Raw genomic sequence first — 16,838 nt, forward strand, 5'->3', positions numbered from 1 at the left:
CTTTCGACTCAGTTCAGGCGCGAGCGGTCGCCGCAATGGGCGGCGGTGACGAGGTTGCGCATTTCGTGCGGGTTCAGCTGGCGGGGATTGTTCTGGATGAGGCGTGCGATACCCGAGCTTTGTTCCGCCACCCAGTCGATCCGGTCTTCCTCGAGGCCGAGATCCCGCAGCGTGGCGGGAATGCCGATGCGTTCGAAGAGCGAAACGAGGGCAGGGATCACTTCATCCGGTCCGCCGAGCCCGGCCGCATGCGCGATCTGCGCGAGTTCGTCGCGGATGAGCGGCGCATTCCAGGTCATGACATAGGGCATGAGACAGGCGACCCCGAGGCCATGCGCCGTATGGGTGAGCGCGCCGACGGGGTACTGGATGGCGTGGGCCGCGGCAGTGCCCGCCACCCCGAAAGCAAGACCGGCGAGCGTTGCGCCGAGCATCACCTTTTCGCGCGCGCCGGCGTCGGCGCCGTCCTTGCATGCCCTCTCAAGCCCCTGCCACAGGAGGGTGATTGCGCCAAGGGCAAAGTGATCGGAAAGCGCGTTCTTACCGACGAAGACGCGCTGCTGCGCGATACCGGGGACGGGCTCGCGCCGGATCGCCGTGAAGGCTTCGATCGCATGCGTTAGGGCGTCCGCGCCGGCGATTGCAGTCAGGCCGGATGGGCAGGAGAGGGTGAGTTCGGGGTCGCAGATCGATACCGCCGGGATCAGGTGCGGGCTTGAAATGCCAACTTTCAGGCTACGTTCGGCATCCGAAAGCACGGCGACGGGCGTCACCTCCGAGCCGGTGCCGGCGGTGGTGGGAATGGCGATCAATGACATCACCGGGCCGGGGACGGCATGTTCGCCATAATAGTCCTGTGGCCGCCCGCCGTGGGTAAGGAGGAGGGCGACGCATTTCGCCATGTCGAGACAGGACCCGCCACCGATGCCGATGACGAGGTCCGGCGCAAAGCCCCTGGCCGCGGCAGCGCTCGCGATGCCCGATTCCACGGGGACGTCCGGCAGGGTGGAACTGTCCACCATCACCTCAAGCCCTGCCTCCTCCAGTCGCCGCACCAGCGTAAGCAGGTCGGCATCCACTGCAAGGCGCGTGTCGGTGACGATCAGCGCGCGCCGGCCGAGCTTGGCGGCGATGCCGCCAAGGGCATGGCGCTGCCCGGCGCCGAAAAGCAGTTCGCGCGGCGCCCTTAATGTGCCGAATAGGTTCATTCCGTATGTCCTCCGATGAATTCAGCGACCTCGAGGGCCGTAAGTTGGTCGAAAAGCGGCCGCGGCAGTTCGATGCCAGTCTTCGCTGCAGTAACGCGGCGTGCTCGTGCCCCGTCTCCCGGAATGGCGACTGGTTGCGCAGGGTCGAGCGGGCGGGATAGGCGCAGGCGGTCGAGATAGGCGGCAAGTTCCGGTGTGCTACCCGCGCCTGCCGAAGGATCGATCAGAATGAGAAGGTCGCCTTTATTGGCGGGATGAATGTCGTCGAGCGTTCCATGCACATCAGGCGCCAGATTGGATCCGGCAAGCGCCGCAACAAGAAGCTCGATCGCAAGGCCCAGACCATATCCCTTCGCGTCGCCGAACGGCGCGATCGCCCCTGCCTGTGCCGCGTGCGGATCGGTTGTCCCGCGCCCGTCTCGGTCCACTGCCCAGCCAGCCGGGATCGCCAGACCGCGCATCGCATGATTGTTGATCTTGCCCATGGACACGATGCTGGTTGCAAGATCCAGCACGAAAGGGCGGTCACCCGCAGGAATGCCGATCGCGACCGGATTGGTGCCGACCATGGCTTGCGTTCCGCCGAATGGGTGCACGAGCGCTTCGCTGGTCGACATGACAATGCCGATCAGGCCGTCTCTTGCGGCGGCCTCCGCATAATAGGCAAGCATTCCCATGTGATTGGCGTTGCGGATCGCGGCAATGGCGAGCCCCGTCTCCTTAAGGACGCGTTGCATGACGTGCAGGGCGTTCATCATCACGACTGGGCCCAGGCCGCGTTCGCCGTCGACGCTCAGAAATGAGTCTCTTCGCCAGAGTCCGTTTCCGCGCGTCGTGGGGTTCGCGAGCCCTTTATCCAGCCGGGTCAGAAGCAATGGCAGGCGTTGCAGGCCGTGGGAGGGCAATCCGCGCAGCTCGGCCTCCAGAAGGAGATCTGCCTGAAGACGAGCGGAGTCGGCGGGAACACCCCGCTTTTCCAGCAGAGCGACGCTCAAATTCCTCAGGCGGGAGGGCGGCAGCCTCATTCAGAAATCCTATATCAGATCATATACGATATTGTATTTGACATGCGATATGTTATTTGTAACAAAACGGCGTATGTCAATAAGCAGTCGGAGAATGGCAGTGGCAATTGCAGCGGAGAGGGCAAGCAGGGGGGCTGGTATTCGCCCGACGAGTGTGGTCGAAGGCGTTTATGACAGCATCTATCACCGGCTGATGTCCCTCGATATTACGCCTGGTGCGCGCATTCCGATCGATGTCCTCGCTCGCGAACTCGGCGTATCCCAGACGCCGATCCGCGAGGCGCTGAGCCGCCTGGAACGCGAGGGCCTCGTTCGCAAAGAGCATCTGATCGGCTATAGTGCAGCCCCGCAATGGACGCGCAAGCAGTTCGAAGACCTCTATGCTTTTCGCCTGCTGGTCGAACCCGAAGCTGCCCGGCTTGCCGCCGTCAACATGACTCCGGAGGCGCTCCAGCAGCTCGAGAATTCCGCGGCCGACATGGGCCACGGCGAGGCGCCGGTCGATCGGAACACACGCTACTCCCGCTTTGCCCGCGCCGATGCGCAGTTCCACGACGCGATCCTGAAAATCGCCGGAAACGACGTGATCCGCAGCACTCTGTCGAACCAGCATGTCCATCTGCACATCTTCCGGCTGATGTTTCACATCCGGGTGACTCAGGAGGCGCTCGAAGAGCATGAGAGCCTGTTGGCTGCCTTCCGGGCGCGCGATCCGCAGGCCGCATACGATGCCATGCGCGTCCACATCGAACGCTCGCGCGATCGTTTGCTTTCGGCTTTCGAATGAACGCGGTCCTGCCTTCCAATGCGGTCGCGCCGCCGCCAAACCCTGCTGTTGCCGCACTCGCGGCAGAGGGTCTTGGCAAAGCCTACGGTCCGATTACCGTCCTTTCGGACGTCACGCTTGAGGTTCACGCTGGAGAGGTTCACGCCATTATCGGTGAGAACGGCGCCGGAAAATCGACGCTGATGAAGCTCCTTTCCGGCCATGTTGCCCCGACGGCCGGCCACCTGCTCCTGGAGGGGAAGTCGATCGAGTTCCGAAACGCGGTGGAGGCGGAGAATGCCGGCATCGTACTCGTGCACCAGGAAATCCTGCTCGCTGCGGACCTCACCGTCGCGGAAAACCTGTATCTGGGTCGCGAGGTCGGCCGCGGTCTGCTGGTCGATGACAAGGCGATGAACAATCGTGCCGCCGAACTCCTCGCGCGGGTCGGTTCAGCGGCCCGGCCGCGCGACCGTGTGGGTGAGTTGCCGCTCGCCCAGCGCCAGCTCGTGCAGATCGCGCGCGCCCTCCTGGACGAGCGAAAGGTCATCATCTTCGACGAGCCGACTGCGGTTCTCGCAAACGACGAAGTGGTGGCGCTGCTCGACATCGTCCGCAGCTTGCGCGATCACGGGGTTGCGGTGCTCTACATCTCCCATCGTCTCGATGAGGTTCAGGCGATTGCCGACCGGGTGACCGTGCTTCGTGACGGCCGCATGATCGGGACCTGGCCGGCACCAGGCCTCGGCCAGCGTGAAATGGCGGAACTGATGGTCGGGCGAGAGCTGGAAATGCTCTATCCGCATAAGCGGCCAACCGCGACTGCGGCTCCGATCCTTTCGGTCACCAACCTTGCCGTCGACCACGGCTCGCAGAAGGTTTCATTTAGCGTCAGGGCCGGCGAGGTGCTGGGTATCGGCGGCATGATCGGGGCGGGTCGTACCGAACTGATCGAAGGCCTGATGGGTCTTCGCCCGTCAGAGGTTGAAAGCATTGTCCTGAACGGCCGGCAGATCGGGAGCCGTTCGGTCGGCACCCTGATGGAGGCCGGCCTGGTTTACCTCACCGAAGACCGCAAGGGCAAAGGCCTGCTTCTGGAGGAGAAGCTCGGTCCCAACCTCACCCTGCAGGCGCTGGACACGATCAATCCGGGTGTCCTTCTGGACAAGCGGGGAGAGCTTTCCCGCCTTCGAAAGGCGGTGGCCGATTACGACATCCGCGTGCGCTCGCTACGCCTCGAAGCCAGCCAGCTTTCGGGTGGGAACCAGCAGAAGCTGCTCCTTGCCAAGGTCATGATGGCCGACCCCTCGGTGATCATCATCGACGAGCCGACGCGCGGGATCGATATCGGCAACAAGAGCCAGATCTATGAATTCATCGACGGGATGGTGCGCGCCGGCAAGGCCTGCATCGTCATTTCGTCGGAAATGCCGGAACTGGTGGGTCTTTCCGACCGCGTTCTGGTGATGCGTGCCGGGAGGATCGTCGCTGAGCTGAGCGGCAATGAAATCAATGAGGAAAACGTCGTCTACGCCGCCACGACCGGTGGGCGCGCGGACGTCGGGGAGGAGAAACATGACCGCAGCGACAGCAACACTCGCACCCACTGACGACGGAGCGCGCATCCGTTGGGCCGATCTGGCGCCCTTCATCGCCCTTGCGGTGATCGTGCTGTTCGGTGCGCTGGTGAACTCCAATTTCGTGTCGTCGGCCAACCTGATCAACGTCATTACGCGGAGCGCCTTCATCGCGATCATCGCCGTCGGTGCGACCTTCGTTATCTCGTCCGGCGGGCTCGACCTGTCCGTGGGTTCGATGATGGCCTTCGTCACCGGTATCATGATCATGGCGATGAACCATCTCGCCCCGGCATTTGGAACCTGGGCGATTCCGATGGGAGCGGGCATCGCGCTGCTGGTGGGAGCGCTGTGCGGCCTCTTCAACGGGCTTATCGTGACCGTTGGGCGAATAGAGCCCTTCATCGTTACGCTGGGCACGATGGGGATTTTCCGCGCCTTCATCACCTTCATGACCGACGGCGGCTCGCTGCCTATCGATCGCAGCCTCCGGGAAGCCTATCGTCCGGTCTATTTCGGCAGCGTCTTCGGTATTCCCTATCCGGTGCTCATCACCTTCGTCGTCGTCGTGGCCGGCGCCTTCCTGCTCTACAAGACCAAGTATGGCCGCCGCTTGAAGTCGGTGGGATCCAATGTCGAGGTCGCGCGCTTTTCAGGCGTCAACGTCGCCGGAGTGCGTACCGTCGCCTACGTGATCCAGGGCTTCTGCGTCGCCGTCGCTGCGATCTGCTATGTGCCCCGGCTCGGCGCGGCGACGCCGACGACCGGACAGCTCTGGGAGCTGCAGGTTATCACCGCGGTCGTGATTGGCGGCACGCTGCTCCGCGGCGGGCGGGGACGCATCGGCGGCACGGTGGCCGGCGCCCTTATCCTCGAGGTGATCGCCAACGTCATGGTTCTGTCGGACATGGTCTCGGAATACCTCGTCGCCGCCGTTCAGGGAGCGATCATCATCGTCGCCATGCTGGCGCACCGCTTTACTGCCAACCGCTGAAAACAGCACCGACTTCGAAGGAGGAGAAAATGAAGTCTATTATCCGCAAGGCTGGACTCTTGTTATCGACGGCTACCCTGGTCCTGGCTCTGCCGCTGGGCAGCGCTCAGGCCCAGGAGAGGAACGTGACTGTCGCCGTCTCAATTCCGGCCGCAACGCATGGATGGACGGGAGGAGTCGTCTACCATGCAGAGCAGGCTGAGAAGGAGGTCGAGGCCGCCTTTCCGAATGTAGACGTCGTGCTGTCGACCGCGTCATCGGCGACCGCGCAGGTCTCCGCGCTTGAAGACCTGTCGGCGACCCGGAAGCTCGACGCGCTGGTCATTCTGCCGTTTACGTCGGAAGAACTGACCGGACCGGTCGAGCAGATCAAGGAAAAGGGCACCTTCATCTCCGTGGTCGACCGTGGCCTCACCGACCCGACGATCCAGGACCTCTATGTCGCTGGCGACAACATCGCCGTGGGTGCCAATACGGCGCACTGGCTTTCCGATAAACTTGGCGGGGAGGGCGAGATCGTCGTCTTGCGCGGCATCCCGACCGTGATCGACGACGAACGCATCAAAGGCTTCTCGGACGTCATCAACAAGACGAAGATCAAGATCCTCGATATCCAGTACGCCAACTGGAACCAGGACGAAGCCTTCAAGCTCATGCAGGACTATCTTGCAAAGTACCCGAAGATCGACGCCGTCTGGGCCAACGACGACGACATGTTGCTCGGCGTCATCGAGGCCGTCGACCGTGCGGGCCGCAAGGACATCAAGTATGCCCTCGGCGGCAACGGCATGAAGCAAGTCATCGAAATGGTGAAGGAAGGCAACGAGCGCACACCGGTCTCGACTCCCTATCCGCCGTCGATGATCAAGTCGGCCATCTATATGACCGCGGCACAATTCGCCGGTCAGGCGCCGATGCGCGGTTCGTTCCTGCTCGGTGCACCGCTTATCACTCCGGAGAACGCCGACCAGTTCTACTTCCCCGATTCCCCATTCTGAGTGTTGCCCGGCCTGCTGGCCGGGCATCGATCAAACACGAGAGCGGGGTGAGGAAAAATATGTGCGGCTTTCCACCCGCATCCCGTATCTCGACTTATCCAAGGCAACAGGAGATATGACATGAGCGGCAAGAAGATCCTCATGCTAACCGGCGAATTCACCGAAGAGTATGAAATCTACGTTTTTCAAAAGGGCATGGAGGCCGTCGGCCACACGGTGCACGTCGTCTGCCCGGACAAAAAGGCGGGCGACCGTATCAAGACCTCGTTGCACGACTTCGAGGGCGACCAGACCTACACGGAGAAGCTCGGCCATTACGCCGACATCAACAAGACGTTTTCCGAAGTGCGGGTCGAGGAATATGACGCTGTTTATGCAGCCGGCGGACGCGGCCCCGAATATATCCGCACCGACAAGCGCGTTCAGGACATGGTGCGGCACTTCCACGACACGGGCAAGCCGATCTTCACGATCTGCCATGGGGTGCAGATCCTCATGGCTGTGCCTGGCGTGCTGAAGGGCCGCAAGGTCGCCGGCCTTGGCGCCTGCGAGCCGGAGGTGACGGCTGTCGGTGGCATCTACATCGACGTGGAGCCCACCGGGGCCTATGTCGACGGCAACATGGTCTCGGCGAAGGGGTGGACGGGTCTTGCCGCTTTCATGCGCGAGTGCCTGAACGTGCTCGGCACGAAGATCACCCACACGTAATGGATTGAGAGTGAGATCGACAACTGCCCTCGGGTGATCGGCCCGAGGGAGTTTGCCAATGCCGGTCGGGGCGTGCGCTTTTGCTGTACCAGGAGCAGTGATTCGACCGGACCTCGCTCGTACTTGTCGAACGCGTGCTCCATAATCTTGAAACGAGGCTGACTACTTTCGCAGAATTTTTTCCATCGCCTTCCCCTTTGCGAGTTCATCGATCAGTTTGTCCAGGTAGCGGATTTCCCGCATGGTCGTATCCTGGATTTCTTCCACCCGGACGCCGCAGATCACCCCTGTAATCAACGATCGGGAGGGATTCATACGAGGTGCTTGTGCAAAGAAGTTCCGGAAATCGGTATTCTTCGCCAGCTGATCGTCCAGGGACTGTTGGCCATATCCCGTCAGCCAACGGATGATTTGGTCGACCTCTGCCTTCGTGCGTCCTTTCTTCTCAGCCTTGGCGATATAGTGGGGATAGACGCTCGCGACGCTGAGCGAATAGATGCGATGCTTCTCCATGCGTCCTCCTGAACGCTCCGGACGTCCTTCGGCCCAGGATAGCTGACTTCAAGACCACAACAAATGGCGACAGTGAACGCCTCTCCGAGATCGCCAGACAGCGCAGCATCCCTATACTTGGCAAGCGCCGGAGAGACGGCTCGCATGGCCTCATCGTAGCGGGCGGCGACGCCGGCGGAAACGTCCTGTCTTCGTCGTCGCCGCGTCTCTGGCGCCGACAAGCCGGCAAAAGACATAGGGCTGCTCCTTGTCGAGCCGCGCTATGTGTGTTTTCCTGATGCCCCCTTTGATTGTTTCCAACGGACGGGAGCCTCGGAACCCGCCGATGCAATGAGCAGACTTGCTTAATTACACGAGGGACTTCTGGAATGGGTATAATCTGGACCATCATCATTGGCTTTGCCGCCGGTATCGTGGCGAAGCTCATCGTGCCGGGCGAAAACGAGCCGAAAGGCTTCATTCTGACGACAATCCTGGGCATTGTAGGGGCTTTCGTCGCCTCATATCTGGGCCAGGCATTGGGGTGGTACAACGCCAATCAGGGCGCCGGGTTCATCGGAGCCATCGTCGGCGCCGTGATCGTTTTGCTCGTATGGGGTGCCGTCGCCCGGCGCGCTTAAGGGTTCACCAAGCAGAAAGGAACCGACAATGGCCTCATCTCGCAACACCATGCCGTCGCTCGCGGCGCTATTGGGGCTGCTCGCGGTCGCTGGCTACCAGAACCGGGACAAGCTGGGACAGATCTTTCAGGACGCAAAGGGGGGCGCTCAGAACAGTGGCGGCATTCTCGGCGAACTCGGCAAGATGTTCGGCGGCTCTGGGGAAGGTTCGCTCAGCAAGGGCCTGGGAGAACTTGTCGATGCGTTCAAGAACGGTGGGAACCGGGAGGCGGCAAACTCCTGGGTAAGCGCCGAAAAGCCGTCTCAGGGCATTTCGGCCGAACAGGTCGAATCGTCGATCGGCAAGGATACCCTTCAGGAATTGGCCGCGAAGACGGGCCTGGACTACAATGAGCTGCTGAAGCGCCTTTCGACATCGATCCCGGACGCGGTGGACAAGATGACTCCGAACGGTCAGTTGCCGCAGAACGATGAGGAAGTCCTTGGGCGGTCCGGCGGGCCCGCTTCCGCCTAGCCAGGTCGGCGGGATGCGCCACGTGTCTCCCGCCGACGCGACACCCACACTTGGGGCATTTCAATGCTTCATGGAAACACTGAAATCCCCAACCATTTGATTCAACGCACTTCCGAACGGAAAATCGCTCCACTTTTCCCGGAAGTGCTCTAGGCACGTCCCTCGCGAACACTGACGGCACGCCCACCGCTGTTTTCGGCAGGCGGCTATCTGCGCGATCTGGCGGCGAAGGCCCGGCGAGCGACACCTTCAGCTGAACAGGCATTCGGTTGGCAGTTACAAGTCGGCTTCGGAAAACAGTTTGACGACCCAATCGATAAACACGCGCACCCGCGGCGAAAGCTGGCGGTTCTGGGGGTAAAGCGCCGAAAGCGGTGTCGGCGGGGGAGGGAACCCGGCAAGGACCTCGACCAGGGTGCCTTCGTCCAGGTCCCGCTGCAGGCGGTAGCGCGGCGCCTGGATCAGGCCGAAGCCGCGGCGGGCGAGATCGGTCATGGTGTCCGAGTCGTTGACCGTCAGCCGGCAGGGCAAGGCCACGTAGCGGACGCTGCTCCCGACGGCGAATTCGAGCGGCATGATCTGCCCGGTGCGCGATGAGATGAATCCGATGGCGCAATGCCCCTCCATCGCATCGGGGGACCGGGGTGTTCCGTGCCTCTCTATGTAGGCCGGGCTGGCGCAGGTGATTTCGCTGATCATTCCCAGGCGGCGCATGATCAGGCCGCTATCCGCAACCTCTCCGGCGCGGATGACGCAATCGATGCCTTCCCTGACGAGATCCACCAGGCGGTCGCCCTGACCGATCTGCAGGTCGAGCAGAGGATTACGGTCGAGGAATTCATTGAGCCGCGGCAGAAGGAACGTGCGTGTGAGCAGGGGATGCGCATCCACGCGCAGCAGGCCGCGGGCCTGCATGTCCCGGAAGGCGTTTTCCGCCTCGTCCACCTCGGCGAGAATCGCAAGGCAGCGCCGGTAGAAGGTCGCGCCGTCCAGCGTCGGCGCGACATACCGGGTCGTTCGCTCGAGAAGTCGAACGCCAAGATTGTCTTCCAACTGCTTGATCGCTTCCGTTGCGGTGGATCGGGCAAGGCCGAGGTCGGACGCCGCAGCAGCGAAGCTGCGGCGTTCGACGATCCGGATGAAGAGCTGCATGCGGTCGAGCCGGTCCATGGCTTTGTTCACCACAGCCGAATTCTGATGTCAATATTTGATCGATTGTTCTGACGCGGTGCCAGCAATATCTCCTGTTCGTCAAACAGGAGAGTATGAAATGACCATTAAAGGACAACGCGTCGCGATCGTCACCGGAGCATCCAAGGGCATCGGCCGGGCCATCGCACTGCGGCTCGCAAAGGATGGCATCGCCGTCGTCGTGAATTATTCAAGCAGCAGTGAGGCTGCGGCCGCCGTGGTTGCGGATATCGAAGCGCGCGGCGGCAGGGCGGTCGCGATACAGGCGGACATAAGCAGCCCGACCGCCGCTGCCGACATGTTCAATGCTGCCGAAGAAGGCTTCGGCGGCGCCGACATCCTCGTCAACAATGCGGGCATCCTGAACCTGGCGCCGCTTGCCGATACCGACGACGAAAGCTTCGAGCAGCAGATCGCGATCAATCTCACCGGCACGTTCCGCGCCATGCGCGAAGCAGCCGGCCGGCTCCGGGACGGCGGCCGCATCATCAATTTCTCGTCCAGCGTCGTCGGCGCCTATGGGCCGACCTACGGGGTCTATGCTGCCACCAAGGCTGCCGTCGAGGCGATGACCCACGTTGCCTCGAAGGAACTCGGCGGCCGGGGTATCACAGTCAATGCTGTCGCGCCCGGGCCGGTCGAGACCGAGCTTTTCATGACTGGCAAGTCCGATGAGCTAGTCCAAAGAATTGTCGGCACGATTCCGCTGGGGCGCCTGGGTCAGCCCGGCGACATTGCCTCGGTCGTTTCCTTCCTTGCCAGCCCCGAAGGCGGCTGGGTGAACGGCCAGGTGCTCCGCGCCAATGGCGGCATGATCTGAAGCAGACCTCCAGAAGGGAGAATCCCATGCCGTTCGTGAACATCAAGACGCCTGAAGCTGCACTCAGCGGCGCCCAGAAGGAAGAAATCGTGCACCGCATGACCGACATGCTCGTGGAGTATTTCTCCGAAGCGGCACGGCCGCACACAATGGTGCTGATCGAGGAAGTGAAGGATGGCGGATACGGCCGTGCCGATGAGATCTTCATCGTTCCCGACGGCTACCGTGCGAAGGAAAGCAGTTGATTGCGAGGCTCATCGAGTGCCGGCGCGGATTTTCGCGCCGGCCCTCGCCATTGCTGCGGTCGGCTAAATCGGGGACCTCAGGCCCGTCAGGTTCACCGTCAGGCGGGCACCATTCCGTCGAGTTCGGGCATTGCTTCTTCCGGGAGATCGATTTCGGCGGCGGCGAGGTTCTCCCTCAGATGCACGCGCGAGGAGGTGCCGGGGATCAGCAGGATGTTCGGGGCGCGTTTCAGCAGCCAGGCGAGCGCCACCTGCATCGGCGTTGCGCCGAGCCGGGCTGCCACGTCGGACAGCGTCGAGGACTGCAAGGGTGAAAAGCCGCCGAGCGGGAAAAAGGGTACATAGGCGGTGCCGGCGGCGGCGAGCCGGTCGATCATGGCGTCGTCGGCCCGATTGACGAGGTTATACATGTTCTGCACGCAGACGATCTCCGTGATCCTGCGGCCTTCCTCGACTTGTCTCGTGGTCACGTTGGAAAGGCCGATATGCCGGATCAGCCCCTGCCGCTTGAGATCGGCCAGCACCATGAGCGGTTCCTGGATCGAACCCTCGGCCGGGCCGTGCACGCTGAACATGGCGCGCAGGTTCACGACGTCGATGACGTCAAGTCCGAGATTGCGCAGATTGTCATGCACAGCTCGCGTCAGTTCTTCCTTCGTGAAGGCCGGAAACCATGAGGCGTCCGCGCCGCGCCTGGCGCCCACCTTGGTGACGATGACGAGGTCGTCCCTGTAGGGGTGGAGCGCTTCCCGTATGATCTCGTTCGTCACGTGCGGGCCATAGAAGTCGCTCGTATCGATGTGGTTGACGCCGCTCTCAACCGCTTCGCGCAGGACGGCGACCGCTTCCGCGCGATCGCGCGGCGGACCGAAGACACCTTTGCCGGCGAGCTGCATCGCACCATAGCCGAGTCGGTTCACCACCCGGTCGCCGAGCATGAAAGTTCCTGATCTTGCAATACTGGACATGCGCGGATCTCCGTTTTGAGCCACGAAAACGGGATTAGGCCTGTTTCATTGGAAGGACAATCAGCTACCATCCGCACGGGCTGTACGGCGTGCCGGACAATTGGTAGGAGCGGGAATATGGAACGGGACAGGCCCGACATGGCGGATGTGGGCGCCTTCATGAAGGTTGCCCGGGCCGGCGGGTTCCGAGAGGCGGCTCGGGCGAGCGACGTCAGCGCGTCGGCGCTGAGTGACGCCGTGCGGCGCCTCGAGGCGGAGCTCGGCGTCAGGCTTTTCAACCGCACCACGCGTAGCGTGGTACCGACCGAGGCCGGCCGGGGGCTGATGGAGCGGATCGGACCGGCATTCGGCGAGATCGATGCCGCGCTCGATTTCGCCCGCGGTTTCCGTGACCGCCCGGTGGGCGTGCTGAGACTGAACGTGCCGGTCAGCGCCGCAAGGCTGGTCCTGCCGTCCATCGTGCCACCCTTCCTTGCGGCCTATCCCGACATCAGGCTGGAGATCATGACTGACGAAAGCTTCGTCGACGTGATCGCCGCGGGCTGCGACGCCGGCATCCGCTATGACGAGCGGCTGCAGCAGGACATGATCGCCGTGCCGATCGGGCCTCGCATCCAGCGGTATGCGAGCGGTGCTTCGCCGGCCTATCTCGACGCGCATGGCCGGCCGCAGCATCCGCGCGACCTGCTTGGTCACAGCTGTATCCGCGGCCGTTTCGCCGGCCGGCCAATCAGTCCCTGGGAGTTCGAACGCGACGGCGAGGCGGTCACGATCGACCCGCCCACGTCGCTTGTGGTGCAGGCGGGCGGCGGCTCGGATCTCGGCATCGCGGCGGCGATTGCCGGAACCGGCATCGTCTCGATATTCGAGGACTGGCTGCATCCGCACTTCGAAACCGGAGCGCTGGAGCCCGTGCTGGAGCCGTGGTGGCTGAGCTTTTCGGGCCCCTTCCTCTACTATCCCGGGCGCCGGCTGGTGCCCGCGCCCCTCAGGGTCTTCATCGACTTCATCAGGGCCATGCCGCCGGCTGGAGCCCGTTGAGCGAGCGACACGCCTTTGGCGAACGAGGCCCGAAGTTTGCTGGCGAAGAAAGCCTGCGGTATCAGAGCTTCGTGTCGTTCAGGATCAATTCGGCCGCCTTTTCCGCGATCATGAAGACTGCGGCTTGGGTATTTTCCGAACCATGGTTGGCATGATCGAGGCGTCGCGCAGGCCCTCCATCCGGCGAACCTTCAGAAGTCGGATCCGTCACCGCCTTCTCGTCCGTTCCCATCCCGCAAGCACCCGCTCGGCATTGGCGTAGCCCGCGCGCATGAAGAAATACTGTACGTCCGGTCCCTCGAGGCCCTCCCACTTTCGCGAAAAATAAAAGCTCAGCTTGCCAGTTTGAAAAAAAGATGAGAATACGGCTCAACTTACTTGGCCTGCGATGTGGAATGGCGCCGAACGACAGTGCGATTTCCCTGCCCGCACCGACATCTGGCACCTTAAAGAGGAAGAGCTGATCTACAAATGAGCTTCTGGCATTCCATGTCTTGGAAAACCGAAGGCATTCGGGTCACGGCGCCGGTCCAATGGCGCCAATACGATGGAATGGTCAGCGTCCTTTGGGAGGCGGAAAGTCAAGCCGGTGCCAGCGGCTATTATCTCGCGGACGATCCGCGCATCATGTTTTTCTTCAACGACATCTCCTCGAACGTTCGCATTTCGAACCAGGACACTGATCTGGCGAGGAATTCGCGCCCGATGGCACGTGCCGTGTATGTTCCTGCCGGTGTGCCGTTGTGGACGGGCAGTCTGAAGACACATAGCTTCAGCCACCTCAATCTGCACCTTCACAAGGATCGGGTGTTGCGGTTTCTGGCTCCATCGGTTGGGAACTCCGCAGCGCTGACGGCGTTGCGCCGTCCGGTCGAGCTTCAAAACGTGGCGGCAATCGATGCGTTGGCGAAGCTGCTGGCCGACGAAATAAAGAGCCCCACCAAGCATGCAGTCTATGCGGAGAGCCTTATAGGCAGCGTCGTCGCGGGGCTTCTGGATATTCCTGCCGAGAGGGAGGAAAGGGCTGGCGGCAGGCTGACGCAGGCACAGATGAAAAAGCTCATCTCGCATATCGACGCGCTTGGTGATTATCGTATGTCCGTCGCCGATATGGCTGCCGTCGTCGGCCTGTCCGAAAGCTGGTTTGCAAACGTCTTCAAGCAGACAATGGGTAAGACGCCGCTGCAATGGCAACTTGCAAAGCGAGTCGAGCTTTCGAAAAAGCTGCTCGGCGAAAGCGACCTGCCAGTCGCCAGCATCGCCGCGCAGCTCGGCTTCTCCGATCAGGCACACCTGACGAAGGTCTTCCGCCAGATCGTTGGCGAAACTCCCGCGGCCTGGCGGCGGATGCGGCAATTCCGGCAATCGTGAAGATCCCGCCGGCAAGTCGCGGGTGGACGGCTTGCCTCTACCAAGTCTGGCGCAGCGTCGCGAGAATGCTGCGGCCCGGATTGTAGTAGACCGCCCCGGAGTCCTTGCTCGCCACGTGTTTTTCGTCGAATAAATTGTTGACGTTCAGCTGGAAAGTGGTGTTTTCCTGAACCTTGTAAGTAAAGGCTGCATCGAAGACGACTGCACTCTCCGACGATGAGCTGTTGGTGATGTCCGTGTAATAGGCGTCCGCGTAGCGAGCTCCGAGCCCGAACATCATGTCGCCCCGCGCGCCGTCGCCCTCCAGCGTATACGTGCCCCACACCGAAGCAATATTCTTGGGGACACGCATCAGGCGGTTGCCATCATTAGCACCGCCAGGTTCTTCAATTTTTGAATCGATGTAGCTGTAGGCGGCAATCACGCTGATATTGTTCGTTACCTCCGCCTTGGCTTCGAGTTCGAAACCACGATGTCTGACCCTTTCGACGGTTTGCGGCAGATAGGTGACCTGGTCGAAAACCGTAATGTTGCCCTTCGTCAGGTCGTAGACGGAAGCGGTGAACAAGGCCGGAAAGGCATCCGGCCGATATTTGATCCCGACTTCATACTGCTTTCCCGTCGTAGGATCGCTACCTGCGGCAGGCGGCGCGGCCAACTCGGCGTAGCTGATGTAGGGCGCCAGCTCCTCGGTTATCTTGTAGCTCGCGCCGATCCGCGTCGTAAATTCACTGTGGTTGCCAGCCCTTGTGGTGCCCGCAAGGAGGTTCGTCTCGGTAAGATCGAGCCAGTCATTGCGCAAGCCAACACTCACGGTGAGCTTGTCGAAAAAGGTCAAATCCTGCTGCAGATAAATCGCGTTGGTCTGCTGGTCGTTGTTCGTGCTGGCATAAGGCGCCATCGCGCCGGGCCCACCTGAATAGATCGGGTTTTCCCAATCGATCGAAGGCGCAGACGTGTAAAAGTTGGCACTGTCCGATTCGTATTTATTGTAGTCGGCACCGAGAAGCGTGCGGCTTTCCACATTGTCGAGACTTGCTTCGTAAATCAGGTGAGCATCGATGACGAATTGTTCAGTCGATTTCTCGTTTCCGAAGAAATAGCGACCCGCCACGGTCGAGCCATCGGTTGGCGTGCTGCCGATATAGGCGCTGCCGAACCCGTCGTTCAGCTTGCTGTAGCGGGCGTTGGAGCTGACACTCAGGCCGTTGCCGAAATCGTGGTCGAAAAGAACGCTGTAGCTATTGCGGTTCGTCTCTGTGAAGTAATAGTCCGGCTCCCCAAAAAACTGATCCCTGTCGAAATCGGTCCCGAGAGGGTGGCCACCGCTCCCCGGAACTCCGTCCCTGTCGAGATGATCGAAGACAAATGTCAGATTTGTCGCGTCGGTGGGGCGCCACGTCAGGCCGCCCATGAAGAAGTTCTCGTCATCCTGAGAATAATCGTATTCCGCGTCCGAGCGCTGAAATTTGCCGGTCAAACGGTAGGACAGGGTTTCGTCCGCTGTAAGGTTGTCACCGAAATCAAAGCCGAGTTCCTTATGCGAGAACGAGCCGCCGGTGCCATAGACTTCACCGAAACGATCGCTCTTCGGCGTTTTCGTGACATAGTTTATCGATCCGCCAGGCTCCGCCGCTCCAAAGCTTGAGGAGCTGGCGCCCTTCAACACCTCGATGCGCTCGAAGGCATATGGCTCTTCCCTGACCCCTGCAAAGGTCCTGCCGATCGCCAAACCGTCGCGATACGTATACGGAGTGAAGCCGCGAATATCGAAGTAGTCGTAACGGTCGTCCGAACCATAAAAGTCGGTCACGACCCCCGCCGTATATTGTACGACTTGCTCGATGGTGTCGGCGGCGCGTTCCTCGATTTCTTTGGAGGTGATGACGGATACCGAGGCAGGGGCTACCAGAATATCGGTCGGCATCTTGCCGGCGCCGGTCGTTTCGGTGGCGACGATCGACTTTGAATCGTCCTCCGTATTGAGAACGCTTCCGCCACCGGTGCCGTGCGCCACAATAGTCTCCAGCACCGTTGCGTCGCCTTCAGTGCCTGCGTCCTGTGCGAACGAGAGGACAGGCGTTAAAGCAAAGAGTGCTGTACAGCCCAACAGAAATGCGTTTCGTGAACGAAACGGTACCCTGGTTGGCCAGCGGCCGGTCTGATCGATGTCCATGTCCATGTTCCAATTGACGTAAATGCTGAAAGCGGGCCCCAATACCAACGCCCTTTGAGGTCTCCGAACTGCATCGCGTCCGGCCGTCCGCTACACAGGAAAG

General features: G+C 61.4%; 17 protein-coding genes and 1 pseudogene. 11 read left to right on the forward strand and 7 right to left on the reverse strand.

The window, feature by feature from the left end; all coding sequences use genetic code 11:
• Positions 1-8 precede the first annotated feature (8 nt).
• Positions 9-1,208: an iron-containing alcohol dehydrogenase gene (locus tag N0Q91_RS21880; RefSeq protein WP_275598209.1), complete on the reverse strand. Its 1,200-nt coding sequence runs from the start codon at positions 1,206-1,208 to the stop codon at positions 9-11.
• Positions 1,205-2,233 (reverse strand): Ldh family oxidoreductase, encoded by a 1,029-nt coding sequence (locus tag N0Q91_RS21885; protein ID WP_275598210.1) that lies wholly within the window; start codon positions 2,231-2,233, stop codon positions 1,205-1,207. Before N0Q91_RS21885 ends, N0Q91_RS21880 begins: the two co-directional genes overlap by 4 nt.
• Positions 2,234-2,327: 94 nt before the next feature.
• On the opposite strand from N0Q91_RS21885, the gene N0Q91_RS21890 reads away from it, so the two are divergent.
• The 5 genes from N0Q91_RS21890 to N0Q91_RS21910 all read left to right on the forward strand — a co-directional run bounded on the left by N0Q91_RS21890 (position 2,328) and on the right by N0Q91_RS21910 (position 7,276).
• Positions 2,328-3,020: a GntR family transcriptional regulator gene (locus N0Q91_RS21890; protein ID WP_275598211.1), complete on the forward strand. Its 693-nt coding sequence runs from the start codon at positions 2,328-2,330 to the stop codon at positions 3,018-3,020.
• Positions 3,017-4,609 carry a sugar ABC transporter ATP-binding protein gene (locus N0Q91_RS21895; RefSeq protein ID WP_275598212.1) on the forward strand — a complete coding sequence of 531 codons (1,593 nt, stop codon included), beginning with the start codon at positions 3,017-3,019 and terminating at the stop codon, positions 4,607-4,609. Before N0Q91_RS21890 ends, N0Q91_RS21895 begins: the two co-directional genes overlap by 4 nt.
• The gene (locus tag N0Q91_RS21900; RefSeq protein ID WP_275598213.1) at positions 4,575-5,570 is read left to right on the forward strand and encodes an ABC transporter permease; all 996 of its coding nucleotides are present in this window, start codon (positions 4,575-4,577) and stop codon (positions 5,568-5,570) included. The genes N0Q91_RS21895 and N0Q91_RS21900 overlap by 35 nt, the downstream gene beginning before the upstream one ends.
• A gap of 29 nt (positions 5,571-5,599) precedes the next feature.
• Positions 5,600-6,568: a substrate-binding domain-containing protein gene (locus N0Q91_RS21905; protein WP_018096407.1), complete on the forward strand. Its 969-nt coding sequence runs from the start codon at positions 5,600-5,602 to the stop codon at positions 6,566-6,568.
• A gap of 120 nt (positions 6,569-6,688) precedes the next feature.
• Complete coding sequence (locus N0Q91_RS21910; protein WP_018096406.1) at positions 6,689-7,276, forward strand: DJ-1/PfpI family protein; 588 nt, start codon at positions 6,689-6,691, stop codon at positions 7,274-7,276.
• A 162-nt stretch (positions 7,277-7,438) separates the two neighbouring features.
• Here the strand turns inward: N0Q91_RS21910 and N0Q91_RS21915 are convergent, their stop codons facing one another.
• Positions 7,439-7,789 carry a DUF2200 domain-containing protein gene (locus N0Q91_RS21915; RefSeq protein ID WP_275598214.1) on the reverse strand — a complete coding sequence of 117 codons (351 nt, stop codon included), beginning with the start codon at positions 7,787-7,789 and terminating at the stop codon, positions 7,439-7,441.
• 368 nt (positions 7,790-8,157) lie between these two features.
• Between N0Q91_RS21915 and N0Q91_RS21920 the strand changes: the two genes are divergently transcribed.
• Both N0Q91_RS21920 and N0Q91_RS21925 read left to right on the forward strand, forming a co-directional pair.
• A complete protein-coding gene (locus N0Q91_RS21920) occupies positions 8,158-8,409 on the forward strand; it encodes a GlsB/YeaQ/YmgE family stress response membrane protein (RefSeq protein ID WP_102762128.1) in 252 nt (83 codons plus the stop codon).
• Between the two features lie 28 nt (positions 8,410-8,437).
• Positions 8,438-8,923, forward strand: coding sequence for a YidB family protein (locus N0Q91_RS21925; protein ID WP_275598215.1), 486 nt, complete (start codon positions 8,438-8,440; stop codon positions 8,921-8,923).
• A gap of 276 nt (positions 8,924-9,199) precedes the next feature.
• Here N0Q91_RS21925 and N0Q91_RS21930 read toward each other — a convergent pair whose 3' ends face one another.
• Positions 9,200-10,093 (reverse strand): LysR family transcriptional regulator, encoded by an 894-nt coding sequence (locus N0Q91_RS21930; protein ID WP_275598690.1) that lies wholly within the window; start codon positions 10,091-10,093, stop codon positions 9,200-9,202.
• Positions 10,094-10,193: 100 nt separating this feature from the next.
• Between N0Q91_RS21930 and N0Q91_RS21935 the strand changes: the two genes are divergently transcribed.
• Together N0Q91_RS21935 and N0Q91_RS21940 are read left to right on the forward strand one after the other, a co-directional pair.
• Positions 10,194-10,934 carry an SDR family oxidoreductase gene (locus tag N0Q91_RS21935; protein WP_275598216.1) on the forward strand — a complete coding sequence of 247 codons (741 nt, stop codon included), beginning with the start codon at positions 10,194-10,196 and terminating at the stop codon, positions 10,932-10,934.
• Between the two features lie 26 nt (positions 10,935-10,960).
• Positions 10,961-11,179: a tautomerase family protein gene (locus N0Q91_RS21940; protein WP_102762133.1), complete on the forward strand. Its 219-nt coding sequence runs from the start codon at positions 10,961-10,963 to the stop codon at positions 11,177-11,179.
• A 98-nt stretch (positions 11,180-11,277) separates the two neighbouring features.
• Here the strand turns inward: N0Q91_RS21940 and N0Q91_RS21945 are convergent, their stop codons facing one another.
• Positions 11,278-12,117, reverse strand: a complete 840-nt coding sequence (locus tag N0Q91_RS21945; protein WP_275598691.1) for an aldo/keto reductase family oxidoreductase — start codon at positions 12,115-12,117, stop codon at positions 11,278-11,280.
• 147 nt (positions 12,118-12,264) lie between these two features.
• Here N0Q91_RS21945 and N0Q91_RS21950 point away from each other — a divergent pair, with 147 nt between their 5' ends.
• On the forward strand, positions 12,265-13,188 hold the full coding sequence (locus tag N0Q91_RS21950; protein ID WP_275598217.1) for a LysR family transcriptional regulator: 924 nt from the start codon (positions 12,265-12,267) through the stop codon (positions 13,186-13,188).
• A gap of 61 nt (positions 13,189-13,249) precedes the next feature.
• Here the strand turns inward: N0Q91_RS21950 and N0Q91_RS21955 are convergent.
• A pseudogene (locus tag N0Q91_RS21955) lies at positions 13,250-13,432 on the reverse strand (GMC oxidoreductase); the annotation flags it as partial.
• A gap of 227 nt (positions 13,433-13,659) precedes the next feature.
• Between N0Q91_RS21955 and N0Q91_RS21960 the strand changes: the two are divergent.
• Positions 13,660-14,559: a helix-turn-helix domain-containing protein gene (locus N0Q91_RS21960; RefSeq protein ID WP_275598218.1), complete on the forward strand. Its 900-nt coding sequence runs from the start codon at positions 13,660-13,662 to the stop codon at positions 14,557-14,559.
• Between the two features lie 37 nt (positions 14,560-14,596).
• Here N0Q91_RS21960 and N0Q91_RS21965 read toward each other — a convergent pair whose 3' ends face one another.
• The gene (locus N0Q91_RS21965) at positions 14,597-16,735 is read right to left on the reverse strand and encodes a TonB-dependent siderophore receptor (RefSeq protein WP_275598219.1); all 2,139 of its coding nucleotides are present in this window, start codon (positions 16,733-16,735) and stop codon (positions 14,597-14,599) included.
• Positions 16,736-16,838: the final 103 nt, after the last annotated feature.

The sequence above is a fragment of the Sinorhizobium prairiense genome (assembly GCF_029201645.2).
Classification (GTDB): domain Bacteria; phylum Pseudomonadota; class Alphaproteobacteria; order Rhizobiales; family Rhizobiaceae; genus Sinorhizobium; species Sinorhizobium meliloti_A.

What these genes read in the sequence shown, in the direction of transcription:
- N0Q91_RS21880 (WP_275598209.1), bottom strand. Translation starts at nt 1,208, where the DNA reads ATGAACCTATTCGGCACATTAAGGGCGCCGCGCGAACTGCTTTTCGGC.
- N0Q91_RS21885 (WP_275598210.1), bottom strand. Translation starts at nt 2,233, where the DNA reads ATGAGGCTGCCGCCCTCCCGCCTGAGGAATTTGAGCGTCGCTCTGCTG.
- N0Q91_RS21890 (WP_275598211.1), top strand. Translation starts at nt 2,328, where the DNA reads ATGGCAGTGGCAATTGCAGCGGAGAGGGCAAGCAGGGGGGCTGGTATT.
- N0Q91_RS21895 (WP_275598212.1), top strand. Translation starts at nt 3,017, where the DNA reads ATGAACGCGGTCCTGCCTTCCAATGCGGTCGCGCCGCCGCCAAACCCT.
- N0Q91_RS21900 (WP_275598213.1), top strand. Translation starts at nt 4,575, where the DNA reads ATGACCGCAGCGACAGCAACACTCGCACCCACTGACGACGGAGCGCGC.
- N0Q91_RS21905 (WP_018096407.1), top strand. Translation starts at nt 5,600, where the DNA reads ATGAAGTCTATTATCCGCAAGGCTGGACTCTTGTTATCGACGGCTACC.
- N0Q91_RS21910 (WP_018096406.1), top strand. Translation starts at nt 6,689, where the DNA reads ATGAGCGGCAAGAAGATCCTCATGCTAACCGGCGAATTCACCGAAGAG.
- N0Q91_RS21915 (WP_275598214.1), bottom strand. Translation starts at nt 7,789, where the DNA reads ATGGAGAAGCATCGCATCTATTCGCTCAGCGTCGCGAGCGTCTATCCC.
- N0Q91_RS21920 (WP_102762128.1), top strand. Translation starts at nt 8,158, where the DNA reads ATGGGTATAATCTGGACCATCATCATTGGCTTTGCCGCCGGTATCGTG.
- N0Q91_RS21925 (WP_275598215.1), top strand. Translation starts at nt 8,438, where the DNA reads ATGGCCTCATCTCGCAACACCATGCCGTCGCTCGCGGCGCTATTGGGG.
- N0Q91_RS21930 (WP_275598690.1), bottom strand. Translation starts at nt 10,093, where the DNA reads ATGGACCGGCTCGACCGCATGCAGCTCTTCATCCGGATCGTCGAACGC.
- N0Q91_RS21935 (WP_275598216.1), top strand. Translation starts at nt 10,194, where the DNA reads ATGACCATTAAAGGACAACGCGTCGCGATCGTCACCGGAGCATCCAAG.
- N0Q91_RS21940 (WP_102762133.1), top strand. Translation starts at nt 10,961, where the DNA reads ATGCCGTTCGTGAACATCAAGACGCCTGAAGCTGCACTCAGCGGCGCC.
- N0Q91_RS21945 (WP_275598691.1), bottom strand. Translation starts at nt 12,117, where the DNA reads ATGCTCGGCGACCGGGTGGTGAACCGACTCGGCTATGGTGCGATGCAG.
- N0Q91_RS21950 (WP_275598217.1), top strand. Translation starts at nt 12,265, where the DNA reads ATGGAACGGGACAGGCCCGACATGGCGGATGTGGGCGCCTTCATGAAG.
- N0Q91_RS21960 (WP_275598218.1), top strand. Translation starts at nt 13,660, where the DNA reads ATGAGCTTCTGGCATTCCATGTCTTGGAAAACCGAAGGCATTCGGGTC.
- N0Q91_RS21965 (WP_275598219.1), bottom strand. Translation starts at nt 16,735, where the DNA reads ATGGACATCGATCAGACCGGCCGCTGGCCAACCAGGGTACCGTTTCGT.